The sequence below is a fragment of the Massilia sp. LMS1-1-1.1 genome, assembly GCF_040815535.1.
Classification (GTDB): domain Bacteria; phylum Pseudomonadota; class Gammaproteobacteria; order Burkholderiales; family Burkholderiaceae_D; genus Janthinobacterium; species Janthinobacterium aestuarii.
In genome coordinates, this window is sequence record NZ_JBFPNG010000001.1 from 1,612,314 (window position 1) to 1,632,373 (window position 20,060).

Below are 20,060 nucleotides of genomic sequence, written 5' to 3' on the forward strand. Positions count from 1 at the left end.
CCGTCACGCGCCGCCGTTACGCTGCGCAGCTTGTATTACTTCCAATACTTTCCACAGGCTGATGATGACCACCCACTTGACGCTGGCCCTGCGCCGCCATTCCTTCCATGTTTTGCTGGGCGCTTGCGCCGCGGGCTTGAGTTTGCCTGCCCTGGCGCAAACGGCCGTGGCTGCCGCCGTGGCCTCGGCCACGACCGAGATGGCCTCGCCCGCCACTGCCGCCGATGACGGCGCGACTATGGCCACCGTGGAGATTTCCTCGCGCAAGACGCGCTCCTCGGTCGCCCTGAGCAAGAATGAAATCCAGAAGATCCTGCCCGGCACGAATCCCCTGAAAGCCTTGCAAACCTTGCCGGGCGTCAGCTTCCAGACGGCCGACCCGTGGGGCAACAACGAACAGAACCTGTCGCTGTTCGTGCATGGCTTTTCGGGCCAGCAACTGGGCTACACCATGGATGGCGTGCCGCTGGGCGACCAGCAGTACGGCAACTACAACGGCCTGTCGCCACAGCGCGCCGTCATCAGCGAAAACGTGCGCAGCGTCGTGCTGTCGTCGGGCGCGGGCGATTTGGCCACGGCCTCGACCAGCAACCTGGGCGGCACCATCGAAACCTATTCCAGCGACCCGCTGGCCACGCAGGGCGCCAGCGTGCAGCAAACGGTGGGCAGCCACCGCACTTCGCGCACGTTTGCCCGCTACGACACGGGCGCCTTTGGCGACGGCAGCAGCGCCTATTTTTCCATCCTGCACCACGAAGCGCGGGCCTGGGACTTCGATGCACGCCAAGGCGGCGACCAGTTCAATGCCAAGTACGTCAACCGCAGCGAGGCAGGCAAGCTGACCCTGTTCTTCAATTACTCGGACAAGATCGAGCCTAACGAAGACAGCACCGTGCACGTGGCCGGCGAAACGAGCGCGCCGTACACGCGCCCCTTCCTGTACCCGGACTTCAAGGCGGCTCTCAATTACCTGTCACCGACTGGCGCGACGCCCGCAGCGGACGGCAACAATTACCGCAATTACTACAGCGATGCGCAGCGCACCGATTACCTGGCCTACGCCAAGTTCGACGCAAACCTGTCCGAAGGCATGACATGGTCCAACCAGGTGTATTACCACAAGGATGACGGCGCGGGCGTGGTGGCCGGCCCCATCGGCGTGGCCGGCTTGCCGGGCCTGTTCAGCGTGTACTACCCGAAACAGAACCTGAAGGAAGTCTTCGGCAACTCCGGCTACGCCGTGCGCACGACGGAATACGACATCAAGCGCGGCGGCTTCATTTCCACCTTGCGCAAGGAAATCGGCAATCACCAGATCGAAGCGGGCCTGTGGCTGGAGCAGAACCGCTCGTCTGCCTACCGCCGCTGGTATGCGCTCGACGTCAACAACCCGACCTCGCCGTACGACCGCCCCAGCAATCCTTTGATCACGCAATACGGCAGCGAGATCGACAACAAGGTGGTGCAGCTGCACTTGCAGGATGAATGGCGCATCCGCCCCGATATCGCCCTGCAAGCCGGCTTCAAGTCCAGCCTGCAGTTTGCCGATGGCCAATTCCCCGTGCAGCCGGCCAAGGGCGCCATTGCCGGCGGTTCGACGGCCTTGCCGGTCGGCACCATCAACACGAAAAAATGGTTCTTGCCGCAAGTGGGCGCGCGCTGGGATGTCACGCCGCAAGACCAGCTGTATTTCAACATCCAGAAAAACATGCGCCAGTTCGTCACCTATGGCGGTGGCGGCGCCTCGCCATGGAGCTTGTCGAGCCAGGCCGCTTTTGATTTGTTCAAGCGCGATGCCAAACCGGAAACGGCCCTCACCTATGAGGTGGGCGTGCGCGGCAGCCATCCATTGAACCTGGGCGCCATCACTTCCATCGATGGGCAAATCAACGTCTACCACGTCGACTTCAGCAACCGCTTGCTGCAGATCAGCCCGACCCCCGTGATTTCCTCCATCATCGGCGGCAACCCCGTGCTGGCCAACGTGGGCAGCGTGCGCACGGACGGCATCGATATCGCCGGCACTGTTCACTTCGGCAACAATTTTTCGTTCTACAATGCCCTGTCGTACAACCGTTCGCAGTACGCGGACAATTACAACAATGGCGCCGCGCTGGTACTGACGGCGGGCAAGAACGTGCCAGGTTCGCCCGAGTGGCTGAACAAATTCGTGGCCTCGGCGACGTTTGGCGATATCGAAGTGCAGCTGACGGGAGACTATGTGGGCAAGCGCTACGCGACGTACACCAACGATTTGTCCGTGCCCAGCTATTTCCTGATGGGCCTGGGCGTGTCGGGCAAGCTGCCGGCCATGGCCAGCTGGCTGAAAAACCCGCGCTGGAGAGTGAACGTCAGCAACCTGGCCAACCGCGAAGGCTCGCTGAACGTGGTGGTCGGCGCGGCCGACAAGACCTACAACACTTTCCCGATCGCCCCGCGCCAGGGCTTCCTGACCTTGACGGCGGACTTCTGATGCGTACGCCAATCTTGCCGCAACGGCATTTTTCGCGCCGCAGCTTTGTCCGGGCGGCCGCCGGCGGCCTGGCGCTGGCCGCCGCGCCGGGCTTTGCGGCCGGCCTGCTGGCCACGCCACCTGCCCGTCCGCTCGTGTTCGCCCACCGGGGCGCCAGCGCCCTGCGTCCCGAGCACACCCTGGCGTCGTACGCCAAGGCCATCCTCGACGGTGCCGACTACGTCGAGCCGGACCTGGTCGCCACGCGCGACGGCATCCTCGTGGCGCGCCATGAAAGCAACCTGATCGACACCACCGACGTGGCGCGCCGTCCCGAGTTCGCCAGCCGGCGCGGCAAGAAGATGGTCGACGGCGAATGGCACGAAGGCTGGTTCGTCGACGACTTCACGCTGGCCGAACTGAAAACCCTGCGCGCCATCGAACGGCTGCCGAAGGTACGCACCGGCAACACCCTGTACGATGGACAATTCCAGATCCCTACCTGGGAAGAAATCATCGATTTTGTTGCAGCGCAATCAGCCGCCAGCGGACGCATCATCGGCCTCGTGCCCGAGCTGAAAAGCTCGACCTACTTCCGCGATGCGGGCCTGGCGCTGGAAGACCGTTTCCTCTCAACCCTGCTGGCGCACGAATACACGCGCCGCGCACCGATCGAAATCCAGTCCTTCGAAGTGGCAAATTTGAAATACTTGCGCGAGAAACTGGGACGGCGCGCCAATGTGCGCCTGATGCAACTGGTGGTGGGCGGCGATATCCGCCCCATGGACGTGGCCAAGGCGGGCGGCAAGCTGACGTTCGGGCAGATGACGACGCCGGCCGGCCTGCACGACATCGCCGCCTATGCGGACGTGGTGGCGCCGCCAACGCGAGCAATCATCCCACTGGGCGCCGACCAGCGCCTGGCCAAGCCTAGCTCCATCGTCGATGATGCGCACCAGGCGGGCTTGTTGCTGCACACGTGGACCTTCCGTCCGGAAAACCGCTTCCTGGCGGCCGACTTCCGCGACGGCAACGGTGAAAACGCGCGCAACGAAGCGGGATCCGTGGCGGAAATGCGGCGCTACATCGAGACGGGACTGGATGGCTTTTTCAGCGACGATCCGGGTTTGGGACGCATCGCCGCCGGATAAACATTTCGTAACAAATTCTTTTTCAGGGCGTGGCCGACGGCTACGCCCTTATTATTCGCTTCCTGAATTTCTGAAATTGGAATTTGGAATTAGACATATATCGCCAACTCCATTATTGTGCAATGCAACAACAGACCATTCATGGAGGGCATATGTCCACTTTTACCAACACCTACAGCAACGACAACGACAACTACTTCAGCAACCTGGGCCGTGCCACGCGCGCCTTCCTGGGCGCCCTGCTCGCTTCCAAGCCGTATAGCGACCTGGCCCAGAAGGAAGTCATCGCAATCAGCGTCGCCAATGAAGAGCGCTATGTGCGCCCAAGCAAGCGCGACATCGCCCTGCTGAACTCGGAAGCGGCACGTTACGAAAACCTGATGCCGAATCTGGCTTCTGAGTTGCGCTTCCTCGCCTCGCGCGGCTAACTCAATACTGAAAGGATTTTTATATGATGATTCTCGAAACCGCACTGATCGCCGTCGCCGTCGTCGTTACCGGCATCCATTTCTACCTGATCTCGACCGGCAAGGCCCGTTTCTGATCAGCAAGCAGCAAGGCAGTCGTGTATAGCAGTAGAAAGTAAGAAGTATCAGGTAGTAATACAGCTGTGATATGTCAGCCTGGCAATCGGTTCAGGCTGGCAAGTGGGAAGTACTCAGTGCGGCGCGGCAGCGTCCACCGGCGTTTCCTGCAGTGGCGGGGTTTGGCCCTTGCGCACGATCTGCACGAAAATCTCATTCTGTTTGACCATGCCCAGCTCATAGCGGGCACGCTCCTCGACAGCGCCCGTACCATCTTTCAGGTCGCGCACTTCGGATTCGAGCTTGGCGTTTCGCGCCTTCAATTCCATATTCTTTTTATTCGCCACCGCCACTTGGGCTTCCATGTCGGCAACGCGCAGCCAGCCGCCTTTACCCAGCCAGAGGGGAAATTGGATCAGCAGCAGCAGAGCTGCCAGGGCAAGCGTAATCAGGCGCATGGGGTAGTCGGTTAACAAACCGGCCGGATATCTCCGGCCGGCCAGTGGGTTTTACATCAGCTTACTTCAGATTATAGAACGCATCGCGGCCAGGGTAGCTGGCGATGTCGCCCAGGTCTTCCTCGATACGCAGCAGCTGGTTGTACTTGGCCATGCGGTCCGAACGCGACATCGAGCCGGTCTTGATCTGCAGGGCGTTCGTGGCAACGGCGATATCGGCGATGGTCGAATCTTCCGTTTCACCCGAGCGGTGCGAAATGACGGCCGTGTAGCCGGCGCGCTTGGCCATTTCGATGGCGGCGAACGTTTCCGTCAGGGTGCCGATCTGGTTGATCTTGATCAGGATCGAATTGGCGATGCCTTTCGAGATGCCTTCTTTCAGGATCTTGGTGTTGGTGACATACAGGTCGTCGCCGACCAGTTGCACTTTCTTGCCCAGTTCCGCCGTCAGGATCGCCCAGCCGTCCCAGTCGCCTTCGTGCATCGCGTCTTCGATCGAGATGATCGGGTACTTGTCGCACCAGGTCGCCAGCAGGTTGGTGAACTCGGTGGCCGTCAGGCTCAGGCCTTCGCCTTCCATTTCGTACTTGCCGTTCTTGTAGAACTCGGACGCGGCGCAATCGAGGCCAATGGCGATCTGCGTGCCTGGCTCGTAGCCCGCTTCTTCGATGGCCTGGATGATCAGCTTGATGGCTTCTTCATGGTTGGCCAAGGATGGCGCGAAACCGCCTTCGTCGCCCACGTTGGTGTTCAGGCCCTTCTTGTGCAGGATCTTTTTCAGCGTGTGGAACACTTCCGCGCCGTAGCGGACGGCTTCCTTGAACGACGGAGCGCCCACGGGAATGATCATGAATTCCTGGATGTCCAGGTTGTTGTCGGCGTGTGCGCCGCCGTTGATGACGTTCATCATCGGCACTGGCATCTGCATGGCGCCCGAACCGCCGAAATAGCGGTACAGCGGCAAGCCCGCTTCTTCGGCGGCAGCCTTGGCAACGGCCATGGAGACGGCCAGGATGGCGTTGGCGCCCAGGCGCGATTTGTTTTCCGTGCCGTCCAGGTCGATCAGGGTACGGTCCAGGAAAGCCTGTTCATTGGCGTCCAGGCCCATGATGGCTTCGGAGATTTCGGTATTGATGTTTTCGCATGCTTGCAGCACGCCCTTGCCGAAGTAGCGCTTGGCGTCGCCATCGCGCAATTCCACGGCTTCGCGCGAACCGGTCGAGGCACCCGACGGTACGGCCGCACGGCCCATCACGCCCGATTCCAGCAACACATCGCATTCGACGGTCGGGTTACCGCGCGAGTCCAGGATTTCGCGACCGATAATATCAACAATAGCACTCATGTCATTCTCCAAAGTTAAGCGTAACAGGGGCTGCACACTGCGTTCTGATGCGCAATTGCACAAAGGGGGCAAAGAAACTCCCGGCGGAGACGATCAGGCCGGGAGCTGTCTTACGGGTAATACTGTGCTATCGACCGGCGTTATTCAGCGACGGCGTTGGCTTCCTTGTGCGCCAGCGCTGCCTTGATGAACGAGGTAAACAACGGATGGCCGGTGCGTGGCGTCGACTTGAACTCAGGATGGTATTGCACGCCCATATACCATGGGTGGGCATTTTCACCCGTGCGTGGCAATTCCATGATTTCGCACAAATCTTCGCTCGGCGTACGGGCCGAAACGATCAGGCCAGCCGCTTCGACACGGGCCAGGTAGTGATTATTGGCTTCGTAGCGATGACGGTGACGCTCGGTCACCACGCTGCCGTAGATCTCGGCGGCGAGGGTGCCCGGATTGACGGCGCAGGTCTGCGCGCCCAGGCGCATGGTACCGCCCAGGTCCGAGTTTTCATCGCGCAACTCGACTTTACCATCGTGGTTTTGCCACTCATTGATCAGTGCAACGACAGGTTGATCCGTATCAAGGTCGAACTCGGTCGAATTCGCGTTCGGCATGTCTGCCTTGTTGCGCGCGTATTCGATCAGGGCCACTTGCATGCCCAGGCAGATGCCCAGGTAAGGGATCTTGTTTTCACGGGCGAACTGGGCCGCCTTGATCTTGCCTTCCACGCCGCGCTTGCCGAAGCCGCCCGGTACCAGGATGGCATCGTACTTGCCCAGGTTGTCGCAACCGGTCGTTTCGATTTCTTCCGAATCGATGTACTCGATGTTGACGCGGCTTTCCGTGTGGATGCCGGCGTGGCGCAACGCTTCGATCAGCGACTTGTACGACTCGGTCAGCTCGACATACTTGCCGACCATGCCGACGGTCACTTCCGCCTTCGGGTGTTCCATCGTGTAGATCAGCTTGCTCCAGATCGACAGGTCGGCCGGTGCGGGATCGAGGTCCAGCGCGTCGCAGATGATCTTGTCGAGGCCCTGGTCGTGCAGCATTTGCGGCACTTTGTAGATGGTGTCGACGTCCCACACGGAAATGACGGCGTCTTCCTCGATGTTCGAGAACAGCGAGATTTTCGCGCGCTCGTCTTCCGGGATGGCGCGGTCGGCGCGGCACAGCAGCGCGTTTGGCAAGATGCCGATTTCGCGCAGCTTTTGCACCGAGTGCTGGGTCGGCTTGGTTTTCAGTTCACCGGCCGAGGCGATGTAAGGCACCAGGGTCAGGTGGACGAAGGCCGTGTTCTTGCGGCCGGCGCGCAGGCTCAGCTGACGCGCCGCTTCCAGGAATGGCAACGATTCGATATCGCCGACGGTGCCGCCGATTTCGCACAGGGCCACGTCGTAGCCTTCGGCGCCACGGCGGATGTAATCCTGGATTTCATTGGTGATATGCGGAATCACCTGCACGGTCTTGCCCAGATATTCGCCCCGGCGTTCCTTGCGGATCACCGATTCATAGATCTGGCCAGTGGTGAAGTTATTCACCTTTTTCATGCGGGTGGAGATGAAGCGCTCGTAGTGACCGAGGTCGAGGTCGGTTTCGGCCCCGTCGTCGGTGACGAATACTTCACCGTGTTGCATAGGGCTCATCGTGCCAGGATCGACGTTGATATACGGGTCGAGCTTGAGCATGGTGACTTTAAGGCCGCGCGATTCGAGGATCGCGGCGAGGGAGGCGGCGGCAATCCCTTTTCCAAGGGAAGACACAACGCCACCAGTGACGAAGACAAATTTGGTCATTGCAGATGGTGCCGAACGGCACGTGCGGGAAATTGAAATTATACACTAAAGCCCGCCTGCGTCGCCTCCCGCGCGCGGAAATTTGCGCCAAATACCGACTATCCCTCCCCCTCCTGCTGTCTACGCACAACAAGATTGCAAGCTAGCAATAACTGAAATATTTCCAATTCCATACTTTGTGTGGGAGAGCGAACAGACCCTGCCGCACCCTGGCGGCACACTGGCATTTTCAACAGGAGGTCCATCATGAGCTACGAAGAACGCGACGCCTACGGCATGTATGTCAACCGCGGCCACAAAGGTCCCGGCCCTGAACTGATGGGTGCAGACACCCTGATCGGCGACCATGTGCACAACGCCAAGGATGAACATCTGGGCGAAATCAAGGAAATCATGATCGACATGCGCAGCGGCAAAATCGCCTACGCCGTCATGTCGCACGGCGGTGTGTTTACCATCGGCGAAAAGCTGTTCGCCGTGCCGTGGGAAGCGCTGCTGCTCGACACCGTCAACAAGCGCTTTACCCTCAACGTCGACAAGGAACGCATCGAAAACGCACCCGGCTTCGACACCGATAACTGGCCAAACATGGCGGACCAAGCCTGGGCGACGTCGATCCATAGCTATTATGGAACGACGCCGCGCGAGTATTAAGAGCTGGCCTCATTTGGGGTCAGACCCGCCGGGGGTATGCGGCCCAATGGACCGCATGCCGATTCCAAAGGAACTGACCCCAGCTTTAAACTAGAACCGGTACTCCAGCCCTGCCACATACGTCCTGCCCCGCGCCGTACTCATCGGCGTATTGTCGTTCGACTGCGACGGCATCGAGTTCAGGCGGTTCAGCGCTTCCGAGTAATTCTTGTCCATGGCGTTCTGCACCGACAGGCGCAGGAACAGGTTTTTCGTCACTTGCCAGCTCGCATACAAATCGATCACGGCCGGGATCTTCGGATTGTCCACCTTCGCCACTTCCCCCGTCACCGCATCAGCTTCGTTGTCCGGCGACAGGCGGCGGTTCGATCCCGTGTGCTTGATGATGGCGCCCACCTCCATTTTATTGTCCAGCAAGCGCGTGCCCACGTCGAGGTTGTAGTAGGTGCTGGGCAGCTCGCTGATGTCGGACGCGCCAAACCACGCGCTGGCGATCGAGGTGGGCTGACTGGTCTTTTCACGCGTGTACGACAACCGCGCAAAAGCCGGGCCCAGCTGATACTGCGCTTCCAGTTCCCAACCGCGCGTGCGTACGGGCGTAGCCGAGTTGATGTAGATATACATATTGGTCACGTATTCGTCGACCGTCTCCCAGTCCGTGGCGATCACTTCCGAGATATTGCACTTGCGCCCGTTGTCGCAGACGAGGAAGGATTGACTGGTGATATAGCCGTCGATCTTGCTCTTGAAATACAAAGCCTTGAAGTTCAGCGCATCGTTGGCGCTCAGCAAACCGTGCAGGCTGGAATTGAAACCCAGCTGATAGGTCGTCGCCTTTTCTCCCTTCAAAAACGGGTTCATCGAGGCCCCGCCATCGTTCGAGAAAAACACTTCCTGCGGATTCGGCCCCCGCATGGTGCGCTCGGCGCTGGCGAATGGCTGGAACCACGGCGTCATCTGTGCGGAAACGAGCAGCGAAGGATTGATGCCGTGTTCCTTCAGCGCGATATGCGCCTCCCCTTGCGGGAAACATTTCACGCGTTCGTCGCAGGCCGGCTTGTAGCCCGTCAATTCGAAACGCGTGTAATTGAGCCCGGCATTGACCTGAACAATGCCGCGGTTGTATTGCAGGCCCGCATACAGGCTGTCGATCTTTTGCTTGCCGGCCGGGCCAAAGGTATTGTTTTCAATCGACTGCCGGTTGGCATCCGGATTGTCGGGATCGTCGACGAGGCTTTCCACGTGCTTGCTGTATTGATTGCGCATCAGCTTGCCGCCCACAGTCACCAGCGTGTCGCCGCCCGCCAGCTTGAAGCTGCTCGTATTGTTGATGTCGAAGGCATCGGCACGGTTGGCCGTGCTCGTGTTGACGAAATTGATCAAGGCTTCCGGCATGTATTCCTGCTTGCCGCGGCTGCTGCTGGCCGTCACATTGAGATCGATCAATTCCGAAAACGGCGTGTAGTGGTATTTCACATAGTAGTCATCGCTCCGGATATCGCGGCGCGTGAACGTATTGCGGTAATCGCGCGCCGACAGTTCCAGCGCATGGAAATCGCTCAGTTTGAGGTCCAGCTTGAGCAATTGCGACTTCGGCTTTTGTTGATAGAAACGGTTGTAGCCGAAGCCGAATTCCTCGCTATCCGTGCCCTTGCCATTCTTGTAGTTGTTGCCGATCACGCTCGCGCTCGTGGCCGCCATGAAGCCGGCGCTGCCGCCATCGAAAGCAGGGTTTTTCATGGCCACGGCCAGCATGGCACTGCGCCCCACGCCATTGTTACCGGCGGACATCTTCGTGCGTGCGCCCACCTTCTCGCCCGTAAACACCACGTCATCGACGCCGATGGTGCGGAAGTTGGCGCTGCCGCCCAGCGCATTGACGCCGTCGCCACCGACGACATTACCGCGCGACACGTCCACGCCGATGATGAAATTCGGGTCGATCAGGGCGCCGAATTGGCTGCTGGGCACGCTACCATGCGCCACTTCCGACGGTGCGCTGCCATAGTAATTCTGCGTCACGCCATCGACCATGGTGTTGACCCGGCCAAAGCCGGACAGACCGCGGATGTTGACGCTGACGGCGCCCTGCGCGGGATCGATCTGGGTAAACGTGCCCGGCATGCCGCGCAGTATCTGGTCGACCGGCTGCAAGCGCGTATCGGCGCCGCGCGCACTGACGGCACCCGGTTTTTCCAGCGCCTGCTGTTCCGCCGACACAGCCTCGCCCGATACGTTCAGCGGTGAAAACACGACCTTGCCACTCTCTTGTGCCTGTTGCGCCCATCCCTGCTGCGCGAGCAAAGCCATGCAGATGCCCACGGCCTGCGTCATTGTCTTGATATGCATACACCCTCGATTTCTTATGTGATTGAAAATTCAGCTGGTGCCGTGGCCGCTCTCGGCGTCGAGCTTGAACGACACGGGCAAGGTCACCGTCACCGTGCCCTGGTGCAGGACGTTGTCGGGCGGCGCCGGCAGCGGCTGCGCGCGCTGCAGCACTTGCAGCGCTTCGCGGTCGAGCAGCACCGTGCCCGATGAAGTGACCAGTTCGCTGGCCAGCAGCTTGCCGTCGCGGTCCACCTGGAAACGTACCCAGGCGGCGCCGGCCCGCTTGCGCTGGCGCGCGTCGCCCGGATAGCGCTTGAAATGGGCCAGATGACCGAGCACGCGGCTTTGCCAACTGGCGGGCGCGGCATTGGTCGACGGCGTATCGCTATCGAATGGCGCCGCCTGCGGACCGCGCACGGCGGCCGGCGCCGGCGTGGCGCTGCTGCTGGCTTGTGCGGGTAATGACGCTTCCTTCGCGGCATCCTTGCCCGGCTCCGCCGACGGACTGGTTTCCGCCTTCGCTTCTTTTTCCGCAGCGACGATCTCCGGCGCGGCGGCGCGCGCCAGCACGGGCAGCGCCTCTTGCCTGGCCGTGCTCCTTTTGGGTTGGGCGGCACTGGACGCCGCCGACTGGCGCGCCCCTGCCGCTGCCGCTTGCCGTGTTTCCGGCGACATCGCTTGCGCGGCAAACACCACCATCACGCTGGCGGGCGGCTGCGTGAGAGCGACGCTGACGGGCTGCCAGCCTGACCACAGCAGCAGCGCCAGTGCGGCTGCCACCACCAGCGATGTGGCAATGCCCCAGTTCAATATCGGACGCGGATTCACCCGCCCTCCCGGCCCACCAGGCCCACTTTCAGATAGCCGGCCTGGCGCAGGGTATCCATCACGCCCAGCACGTCTTCATACGCGGCTTGCTTGTCGGCCTGGAAAAACAGGGTGCGCTGACGGTCGCCGCCCGTCTGCGCGTCGAGCAAGCTGCCCAATTGCTCGCGCGCCACGGGCGCCTCGCCCAGGTACAGGCTGCGGTCGGCTTTCAGGGAAACGAACAGGGGCTTGTCGGGGCGCGGTGCCGGCTTGGCCGTGGCGGCCGGCAAGTCGATTTTCAGGTCGACGGTGGCCAGCGGCGAGACCACCATGAAAATGATCAACAGCACCAGCATCACGTCGATGAAGGGCGTGACATTGATCTCGCAGAGCTCCGGCATGTCGGCCGTGTCGTCGTCGGGCGTAGGAAACAGGGAAGCCATGGCTCAGGCCTGCTTGCGCGTGTCGAGGTCGCGGCTCAGCATCAGCAGCACTTGCGCGGAAGCGGCGCGCAGCTGCGCCTTGTACTGGTTGATGCCGCGGCTAAGTACGTTGTAGATGACGACGGCGGGAATCGCCGCCACCAGGCCCAGGGCGGTGGCCAGCAAGGCTTCCGCGATGCCGGGCGCGACGGTGGCCAAATTCGTGCTCTGGCTGACGGCGATGCCGATGAAACTGTTCATGATGCCCCACACGGTGCCGAACAGGCCGACGAACGGCGCCACGGCGCCGATGCTGGCGAGCAGGCCGATGCCTTGCGTCATGCTGCGTATATTGTGCGCAATCCACTGTTCCTGGCGAAAGCCGGCCCGTTCCTTCAGGGCCGCCGCTGGCGCGCTGGCGTGCGACAGGTTCAATTCCTGCTGCACGTCGTCGAGCAGCTGTTGCGCCAGCGAAGTGCTGCCTGCACCCTCCACTTTGACGGCCGCGTCCGGCAAGGAGGTCGCCGTCTTCAGCACGGCGACGGCTTGCGCCGCTTCGCGCCGCGCTTGCAGCAAGCTGGCGCCCTTCACCAGCAAGACCACCCAGGTGGCCAGCGCGGCGACCAGCAAGCCGATGAGTACGCTTTTGACGACCTGGTCGGCAGCGAAAAACATGCCCAGCGGCGACATGTCGTGCGGCAAGGCGGACGCTTGCGCCGTGGCATGCAACAGGGACAGAAACACGCCGCCAGCGGCGGCTTTGAGACAGGAGATACGCATGAAAGCTTCAACAGGTAACAGGCATGGCTGCGCCAGCGGCGCGCACGCGCATGCAAAAAAATCGGACGAACTACCTGGCTGCTGCGAAGAAGCTTGCTGGGGGAGAATGCCGGGCTGAACGCCCGGCGGAGGTAAAACGGTTTACTTGGCGCTGGCGACGGCGGGCGCAACAACCGGCGTGAACCAGACGAAATCGGCCTGCGGCGCCTGGACGGCCGCGCCCTGCTGCGCCAGGACCAGCACCAGCGGCGCGGGGCCGCCCGTCAAGTCCTGCACGTGCAGCGGCACGCCCAAGTCCTTGTGCGCATGGTAGGCGCCGGCGATCAGCACGGCCGGCGCGGGTGCGGCCAGCAGGCGCTCGGCCATGCGGCGGTCGCGCTGCTGCTGCACCGACAGCATGGCGGCCAGGCGCGGCTCGTCGATCTGGTTGTCGTGCATGACGCGGATGATGTCTTTCAGCTTGGCATGCACCTTGCCATCGTTGGCCAGGTTCGAATGCTTGCCCTGCACGGCCGGCTTGTCGATAAACATTTGCTTGATCTCGCTGCGGTCCAGGTTGGCCGACCAGACGGGATACGGCGCGCGCATCACGGTCATGACCAGGTCGCCATATTGCACCCACTTCCAGTTCGGCTGCCACGCCACCAGCTCGGCCACGTGTTCGGGGCGCACGACGGGGTCCGTCTGCAGCCACGGCTTGACCTTGTCCACCTTGGCTTGCTGGTCCGGGTTCAACATTTCCAGCAGCACGCTGCCTTGCGGACGCTGGCCCTGCAACTGCTGCAACAGCCATTGCTCGATCTGGTGATGGCTGAGCTGGTCATGCTGCTCGCCCACGATGACCCGCGGCGCGACGGCCAGCTGGGCCAGCAATTGCTCGGCAGTCACGCGCTTGCCGCTGCGCAGGTCGACGATCTCGCCCAGCTGGCGCACGTCTTGCGCAGCGGCAGGCGCAACCGCGGTGGCGCCGGCACCGGTGACGGGTGCGACGCTGCTGCAGGCGCTCAGGGCCAGTACGCAGGCGGGCAGGACGGCGGCGAGGGACAGGGGGAATCTCATGGGCATGGCCTTTCGGATTGAAGCACGCATTGCAAAATAACTACTGGCGGGCATTTTAATAGAAATGATTCTCATTTACAACCATTGCGCGACTCATCATGCGGAATTTTTTACAACTGGCAAAAATGGTGCTTCGGTGAAATCTCCAGGTGCGGGGTAGAATAAAAAAACGGAGGACTTGCGTGAATCAAACTGACCAGTTGGCGGTACTGAAAAAACCGCTGCCAGACTCTCTTGCTGCCGTACTTTCCCTGATCTTTGCCGACCGCTTTTCCATGACGCAAGCCATGCGCGAACACCATGGACGCGACGAGTCGAGCTATCCCCCCATGCTGCCGGACGCCGTCATCTTCGCCCATTCCACCGAGGAAGTGGCGGCCGCCGTCAAGCTGTGCAGCGCGCACGACGTACCCATCATCGCCTACGGCAGCGGCACCTCGCTCGAAGGCCACGTGCTGGCCCTGCATGGCGGCGTGACGATTGATCTGTCGCAAATGAATCAGATGGTCGCCGTGCATGGTGAAGACTTGACGGCCACCGTGCAGGCAGGCGTAACGCGCAAGCAGCTCAATGAAGAAATCCGCGACACGGGCCTGTTCTTCCCCATCGACCCGGGCGCCAATGCGTCCTTGGGCGGCATGGCCGCCACGCGCGCCTCGGGCACGAATGCCGTGCGCTACGGCACCATGCGCGAAAACGTGCTGGCCCTGACCGTGGTGACGGCCGATGGCCGCATCATCAAGACGGGGACCAGGGCGAAAAAATCGTCGGCCGGCTACGACCTGACGCGCTTGTTCGTCGGCAGCGAAGGAACGTTGGGCATCATCACGGAAGTGACGGTGAAACTGTATCCATTGCCGGAAGCGATCTCGGCGGCCGTGTGTTCGTTCCCCGGCACGGGCGAAGCCGTCAGCGCCGTGATCCAGACCATCCAGATGGGTATTCCTGTGGCGCGGGTCGAGTTTCTCGATGAAAATGGCGTGAAAGCCATCAATGCCTACGACAAGATGGCGCTGCCGCAAAAGCCGCTGTTGCTGTTTGAGTTCCACGGCACGCCGGCCAGCGTGGCCGAGCAGGCACAGCTGGTGCAAGCCATCACGGCCGAACACGGCGCCAGCGATTTCGAGTGGGCCAGCCGCCCCGAAGACCGCTCGCGCCTGTGGGCCGCGCGCCACAATGCGTATTTCGCCCTGCTGCAGATGCGCCCGGGCAGCCGCGCCATTTCCACCGATTGCTGCGTACCGATTTCGCGCCTGGCCGAATGCATCCTCGCCACCAAGGCCGATTGCGAAGCGCAGGGCCTCGTCTACGCCATCATCGGCCACGTGGGCGACGGCAATTTCCACGTGCAGATGCTGGTCGACCCCGACAATCCGGCCGACATCGCCCGCGCGGAAAAGGTCAACAGCGACATGGTCACGCGCGCCATCGGCATGGATGGCACGTGCACGGGCGAGCACGGCGTAGGCATGCACAAGATGGCGTTCCTCGTGGAAGAACATGGTGTAGGCGCCATCGACACCATGCGCGCCATCAAGCACGCGCTGGACCCGAAGAACATCATGAATCCGGGGAAGATCGTGCGCTGGTAATCAATACCAACCCAAAAAGCAAATGCCGGGGTCGTACCCTGAGGGTACGACCCCAGTCCTTGTCGTTGGGGTGATTTTTTACAATTCCATGCGCATCGGCACGAAAGCGATGCCGCCCTCCTCCACCTTCGGCCCCGTGGCGACAAAGCCCAGGCTCGTGTACAGGGGCAAGGCATACAGCGAGGAATTGACGGTAAAGGCCGTCACATCGCCCCTGGCCAGCGACGCATCGCGGGCGGCCTGCCACAAACGGCGCGCCATGCCGCGCCGGTGCAGTGCGCGCGGCACGAACATGTGGAACAGATGCGTGTTGTCGCGCATGGCCACAACACCGGCCAGCTCGCCGCCGATATGCGCGAGCTGATACGCGTAGCGCGACTGCGACAGATAGCCTTCGATGGCGGGCTGGCGGCAGTGTTCGATGAATTTTTCCGCCCCCGTGCCATCCGGATGCAGGGTCAGAAAGGGCATCAGGTCGTCGATCAGGGCAACGATGGCGGGCGCGTCGGCGACGAGGGCGGGACGCAGTGTCGGTTCGGGTAATGTTGTCATTCTTAAATAATGCCATGCCTTGGGCAAACAAGACAATTCTCAACAAAAATCGCGGCTGCTGGTGCGCAAGCGTCCCAGCAGATGCGACATGTCGACCAGGCGCTTGGCCACCAGGTTGCGCACGATGCCCTCGCGCTGCCACACGCCGTACACGCCCAGCAGCGGCGCGCTCAGCACTTCGCGCCGCTGGCTTTCCACCAGGTCGGGCCAGACGATGACGTTGACGGTGCCCGTCTCGTCTTCCAGGGTCATGAAGATCACGCCCTTTGCCGTGCCCGGCCGCTGGCGCACGGTGACGATGCCGCAGGCGCGCGCCACTTGCCCGCTCGTGTACGTCATCAGCGTAGACGCCGGCATGAAACGCTGTTCCAGCAATTGCCTGCGCAGCAGCGCCAGCGGGTGGCGGCCCAGGGTCAGGCCTTGCGTGCGGTAGTCGCTGACGATGCTCTCGCCCTCCGTCGGGGCGGCCAGCATGGGCAAGTCTTCCTCTTGCGTGGTGGCGCGCAGCAAATCCCTGTCGGGCACGGCGCCGGCCGCCTGCCACAGCGCGGCGCGCCGGTGTCCGGCCAGCGCGTGCAGCGCGTTGCCGGCGGCCAGCACCTGCAAATCATGACGGTCCAGGCCGCCACGCCGCGCCAGGTCGGCTACGTCGACAAAAGCGGCAATGGCGCGCGCATCCTCGATACGCCGGGCGGCCTCGGCGCGCATGCCGAACAGGCTGTTCAAGCCCAGGCGCACGGCGGGCGCGCCCCCTTCCGCAGTCTCTTCCAACGTCGCTTCCCAGCCGCTGATGGCCACGTCGACGGGCAGCACTTGCACGCCATGCCGGCGACCATCCTGCACCAGTTGCGAGGGGCTGTAAAAACCCATGGGCTGGCTGTTGAGCAAGGCGCACAGGAAGGCGGCCGGTTCGTGGCATTTCAGCCAGGAACTGGCGTACGTCAGCAGGGCGAAACTGGCCGCGTGCGACTCGGGAAAGCCGTATTCGCCAAAGCCCTCGATCTGGCTGAAGATGGCCTCGGCAAACTCTCGCTCATACTCATTTTTGACCATCGTTTCAACGATGCGTTTCTTGTAATTGTTCATGCCACCCTTGCGTTTCCAGGCCGCCATGGCGCGCCGCAGCTCATCGGCCTCGCCGGGGCTGAAATCGGCGGCGATGATGGCCACCTGCATCACTTGCTCCTGGAAAATGGGAATGCCGAGGGTGCGTCCCAGCGCCTTTTCCAGGCCCTTCGGATACTCGACCAGTTCCTTCTGCTGGCGCCGCTGCAGATACGGATGCACCATGCCGCCCTGGATGGGGCCGGGGCGCACGAGCGCCACTTCGATGACGAGGTCGTAGAATTCACGGGGCCGCAGGCGGGGCAGCATGCTCATCTGCGCGCGCGACTCGATCTGAAACACACCGATGGTGTCGGCCTCGCACATCATGTCGTAGGTGGCCGGGTCTTCGCGGGGAATATCCTGCAGGCGGAACTCCTCGCCGCGCCGCGCACCGACCAGTTCCAAGGCACGGCGCAGGGCCGACAGCATGCCCAGCGCCAGCACGTCGACCTTCATCAAGCCCAGCTCCTCGAGGTCGTTCTTGTCCCACTCGATGACGCTGCGCTCGGCCATGGTGGCGTTTTCAATCGGCACCAGGCGCGACAACTTCCCGTGCGCAATGACGAAGCCGCCCGGATGCTGCGACAGATGGCGGGGAAAGCCCAGCAGCTGCTGCGCCAGGCCGGCCCACTGCTGCGACAATGCCGCTTCCGGGTCGAGCCCGCATTCGGCCAGGCGTTCCAGCAGATCGCGCTTGCCGTCGAACCAGCGATGCGCCTTGGCCACTTTTTCCACGATCGCCAGGTCGATCCCCAGCGCGCGGCCGCTGTCGCGCAAGGCGCTTTTCGGACGGTAGCTGATCACCACGGCGGCCAGCGCGGCCCGCTCGCGCCCATATTTTCCGTAGATATATTGAATCACCTCTTCGCGCCGCTGGTGCTCGAAATCGACGTCGATGTCGGGCGGCTCGTTGCGCTCGCGCGACATGAAACGCCCGACCAGCGAATTGCCGCGTGCCGGGTCCACTTCCGTGATGTGCAGGCAATAGCAGACGGCCGAATTGGCGGCCGGGCCCCTGCCCTGGCACAGGATGTTTTGCGAGCGGGCAAAGCGCACGATGTCGTACACGGTCAAAAAGTACGCTTCATACGACAGCTCGGCGATCAGTTCCAGCTCCTGCTCGATCTGCTCCTGCACGTTGGCCGGAATGCCCAGCGGAAAGCGGAGACGCGCGCCCGCATACGTTTCCTCGCGCAGATACGTCGCCGGCGTGTGGCCGTGCGGCACCAGTTCGTCGGGATAGTCATAGCGCAAGCTGTCGAGGGAAAATTCGCACATCTTGGCGATGCGCAAGGTTTCCGCCAGCGCCTGCGGCGGATACACATTGGCCAGCCGCAGGCGCGCGCGCAAATGCTGCTCCGCGTTTTGCGCCAGCGCATAGCCGCACTCGCTCACGGGCTTGCCCACGCGAATGGCGCACAGCGTGTCGAGCAGGGGCTTGCACGAACGCACGTGCATGCACACGTGGCCCACGGCCACCATGGGCAAACCCTGCGCCTGCGCCGCCTCTTGCACGGCGCCGCGGTGCGCGTCATCCTGCGCCCGCTGCAGCAGGTTCAGGCCGATCCAGCTGCGCTCGCTGCCAAAGGTGGCCGCCATCCACGCCCCCTGCGCGCGCACGGTTTCCGGCTGGGCCGGATAGCTGGGCAGCAAGATCATCAGGCAACCGGGCAGCCCCCGTAAATGCGCAAACTCCGCCGAAGGCGCCGCAAAATCGTCGGGCGTCAGCAAATAGCGCCCCTTGGCTGCCCGCGTGCGCGCCATGGTGATCAACTCAGACAAATTGCCATAACCGTCGATGTCTTGCACCAGCGCCAGCAAGGACAGGGCCGGACTGCCGTCGGCCTGCGTCAAATGAAAATGCGCGCCGATAATCAGCGGAAAACCGGCCCGCTTGGCCGTCGCATGGGCGCGTACGACACCCGCCAGCGAGCACTCGTCGGTGATGGCCAGCCCCTTGTACCCGAGCTGGACGGCGCGCGCCACCAGCTCTTCCGCATGCGAGGCCCCATGCAGGAAGCTGAAATTGCTCAGACAGTACAACTCAGCATACTCGGGTAAGACGGCGCCCCACATGATCTACCTCAATACTGTATATAAACACAGTATATTATACGCATCTGGAATGCGGCTTCTCGGTTATGCTGGTGTTTTACCTTATGCCTCGCCCACCATGATCGTCCACTTCTTAAAATGTTTCGGCGCCGCACCCGGTGGCGGCAATGCGGCGCTGGTCGTGGAAAACGACGACAACAGCGAAACGGCGCGCCAGCAATTTGCCCGCGAACGCCAGGTCAGCGCCTGCGTCTTCCTCGACCGGCAAGCGGACGGCGGCATCGTGCTCGATTATTTTTATCCGCACACGCGCAGTCCCCTGTGCCTGCACGCCACCCTTGCGGCCGCCCATGTGCTGCTGACGGCGCCTGACGCCCCGGCAACCTTGACGGTCACCACGGCCATGCGCGGGCAAGCCTTGCAGCTGGTGCGCCGCGCAGAAAATTTATTTATTGGTTTGGCGCAGCAGCCGGCGCCGGCCGTCATGGTGGAGAAATATGTGCCGTCTGAACTGATGGGTCAGCACATGCACTTGCTGTCGCCGCCCGTGATCGCCTCGGTCGGCAGTCCGAAGTTGCTGCTGGAAGTGGCCGACCGCACCACCCTGCGCGCGCTGCGGCCGAACCTGGAACTGATCGCCGACTGGAGCGCCTTGCACAAGGTCAACGGCTGCTATGCGTATTGCCGCACGGGCGAGCACGAGTACGAAGGGCGCAATTTCAACCACCTCGACCCGGCGCTGGAAGACAGCGCCACGGGCGTGGCGGCAGGTGCGCTGTCAGCCCATTTGCAGCAGTCGCTGCGCCTGCATCAGGGCCACGTGACGCAGCAGCCATGTTTGATCGAGGTGCAATACAGCGCGCAGGCAATCTGGGTGGGCGGCATGGTGCAACGCAGCACCTGAACGGGGCATGCCGCACCAGTACGAGGCAAGCCGGACAGCGGCGAAAAGATAATCAACCAGGAAACAACAGTTAC

16 protein-coding genes are annotated in these 20,060 nt (G+C 62.1%); 6 read left to right on the top strand and 10 right to left on the bottom strand.

What is annotated here, in order from left to right:
* The first annotated feature begins 61 nt into the window (after positions 1–61).
* From MRBLMS1_RS07400 to MRBLMS1_RS07410, 3 genes are all read left to right on the top strand, one after another.
* Entirely contained in the window at positions 62–2,473 is a 2,412-nt protein-coding gene (locus MRBLMS1_RS07400; RefSeq protein WP_223278980.1) for a TonB-dependent receptor, read from the top strand.
* On the top strand, positions 2,473–3,603 hold the full coding sequence (locus MRBLMS1_RS07405; protein WP_485878630.1) for a glycerophosphodiester phosphodiesterase: 1,131 nt from the start codon (positions 2,473–2,475) through the stop codon (positions 3,601–3,603). The genes MRBLMS1_RS07400 and MRBLMS1_RS07405 overlap by 1 nt, the downstream gene beginning before the upstream one ends.
* Positions 3,604–3,755: 152 nt before the next feature.
* A complete protein-coding gene (locus MRBLMS1_RS07410) occupies positions 3,756–4,031 on the top strand; it encodes a hypothetical protein (RefSeq protein ID WP_485878632.1) in 276 nt (91 codons plus the stop codon).
* A 230-nt stretch (positions 4,032–4,261) separates the two neighbouring features.
* Here MRBLMS1_RS07410 and ftsB read toward each other — a convergent pair whose 3' ends face one another.
* The 3 genes from ftsB to pyrG form a co-directional block, all read right to left on the bottom strand.
* Positions 4,262–4,585: a cell division protein FtsB gene (gene ftsB / locus MRBLMS1_RS07415; RefSeq protein ID WP_070221436.1), complete on the bottom strand. Its 324-nt coding sequence runs from the start codon at positions 4,583–4,585 to the stop codon at positions 4,262–4,264.
* A gap of 61 nt (positions 4,586–4,646) precedes the next feature.
* Complete coding sequence (eno, locus tag MRBLMS1_RS07420; protein ID WP_034750709.1) at positions 4,647–5,930, bottom strand: phosphopyruvate hydratase; 1,284 nt, start codon at positions 5,928–5,930, stop codon at positions 4,647–4,649.
* 140 nt (positions 5,931–6,070) lie between these two features.
* Positions 6,071–7,723 carry a CTP synthase gene (pyrG, locus tag MRBLMS1_RS07425; protein ID WP_072455259.1) on the bottom strand — a complete coding sequence of 551 codons (1,653 nt, stop codon included), beginning with the start codon at positions 7,721–7,723 and terminating at the stop codon, positions 6,071–6,073.
* A gap of 246 nt (positions 7,724–7,969) precedes the next feature.
* On the opposite strand from pyrG, the gene MRBLMS1_RS07430 reads away from it, so the two are divergent.
* A complete protein-coding gene (locus tag MRBLMS1_RS07430) occupies positions 7,970–8,377 on the top strand; it encodes a PRC-barrel domain-containing protein (RefSeq protein WP_034750714.1) in 408 nt (135 codons plus the stop codon).
* 90 nt (positions 8,378–8,467) lie between these two features.
* Here the strand turns inward: MRBLMS1_RS07430 and MRBLMS1_RS07435 are convergent, their stop codons facing one another.
* The 5 genes from MRBLMS1_RS07435 to MRBLMS1_RS07455 all read right to left on the bottom strand — a co-directional run bounded on the left by MRBLMS1_RS07435 (position 8,468) and on the right by MRBLMS1_RS07455 (position 13,782).
* Positions 8,468–10,726, bottom strand: a complete 2,259-nt coding sequence (locus tag MRBLMS1_RS07435; RefSeq protein WP_485878635.1) for a TonB-dependent receptor domain-containing protein — start codon at positions 10,724–10,726, stop codon at positions 8,468–8,470.
* Positions 10,727–10,756: 30 nt separating this feature from the next.
* Positions 10,757–11,536, bottom strand: coding sequence for an energy transducer TonB family protein (locus MRBLMS1_RS07440; protein ID WP_485878637.1), 780 nt, complete (start codon positions 11,534–11,536; stop codon positions 10,757–10,759).
* Positions 11,533–11,958 carry a TonB system transport protein ExbD gene (exbD, locus tag MRBLMS1_RS07445; RefSeq protein WP_485878639.1) on the bottom strand — a complete coding sequence of 142 codons (426 nt, stop codon included), beginning with the start codon at positions 11,956–11,958 and terminating at the stop codon, positions 11,533–11,535. The genes MRBLMS1_RS07440 and exbD overlap by 4 nt, the downstream gene beginning before the upstream one ends.
* A gap of 3 nt (positions 11,959–11,961) precedes the next feature.
* Positions 11,962–12,717 carry a tonB-system energizer ExbB gene (gene exbB / locus MRBLMS1_RS07450; RefSeq protein WP_485878640.1) on the bottom strand — a complete coding sequence of 252 codons (756 nt, stop codon included), beginning with the start codon at positions 12,715–12,717 and terminating at the stop codon, positions 11,962–11,964.
* A 141-nt stretch (positions 12,718–12,858) separates the two neighbouring features.
* Complete coding sequence (locus tag MRBLMS1_RS07455) at positions 12,859–13,782, bottom strand: ChaN family lipoprotein (RefSeq protein WP_485878642.1); 924 nt, start codon at positions 13,780–13,782, stop codon at positions 12,859–12,861.
* 176 nt (positions 13,783–13,958) lie between these two features.
* Between MRBLMS1_RS07455 and MRBLMS1_RS07460 the strand changes: the two genes are divergently transcribed.
* Positions 13,959–15,368 (top strand): FAD-binding oxidoreductase, encoded by a 1,410-nt coding sequence (locus tag MRBLMS1_RS07460; protein ID WP_485878643.1) that lies wholly within the window; start codon positions 13,959–13,961, stop codon positions 15,366–15,368.
* A gap of 78 nt (positions 15,369–15,446) precedes the next feature.
* On the opposite strand, the gene MRBLMS1_RS07465 is transcribed toward MRBLMS1_RS07460, so the two are convergent.
* Entirely contained in the window at positions 15,447–15,920 is a 474-nt protein-coding gene (locus MRBLMS1_RS07465; RefSeq protein ID WP_319990986.1) for a GNAT family N-acetyltransferase, read from the bottom strand.
* A 39-nt stretch (positions 15,921–15,959) separates the two neighbouring features.
* Positions 15,960–19,103: an error-prone DNA polymerase gene (locus MRBLMS1_RS07470; RefSeq protein WP_485878645.1), complete on the bottom strand. Its 3,144-nt coding sequence runs from the start codon at positions 19,101–19,103 to the stop codon at positions 15,960–15,962.
* A gap of 97 nt (positions 19,104–19,200) precedes the next feature.
* Here MRBLMS1_RS07470 and MRBLMS1_RS07475 point away from each other — a divergent pair, with 97 nt between their 5' ends.
* A complete protein-coding gene (locus MRBLMS1_RS07475; RefSeq protein WP_485878647.1) occupies positions 19,201–19,986 on the top strand; it encodes a PhzF family phenazine biosynthesis protein in 786 nt (261 codons plus the stop codon).
* The last annotated feature ends 74 nt before the right edge of the window (positions 19,987–20,060 follow it).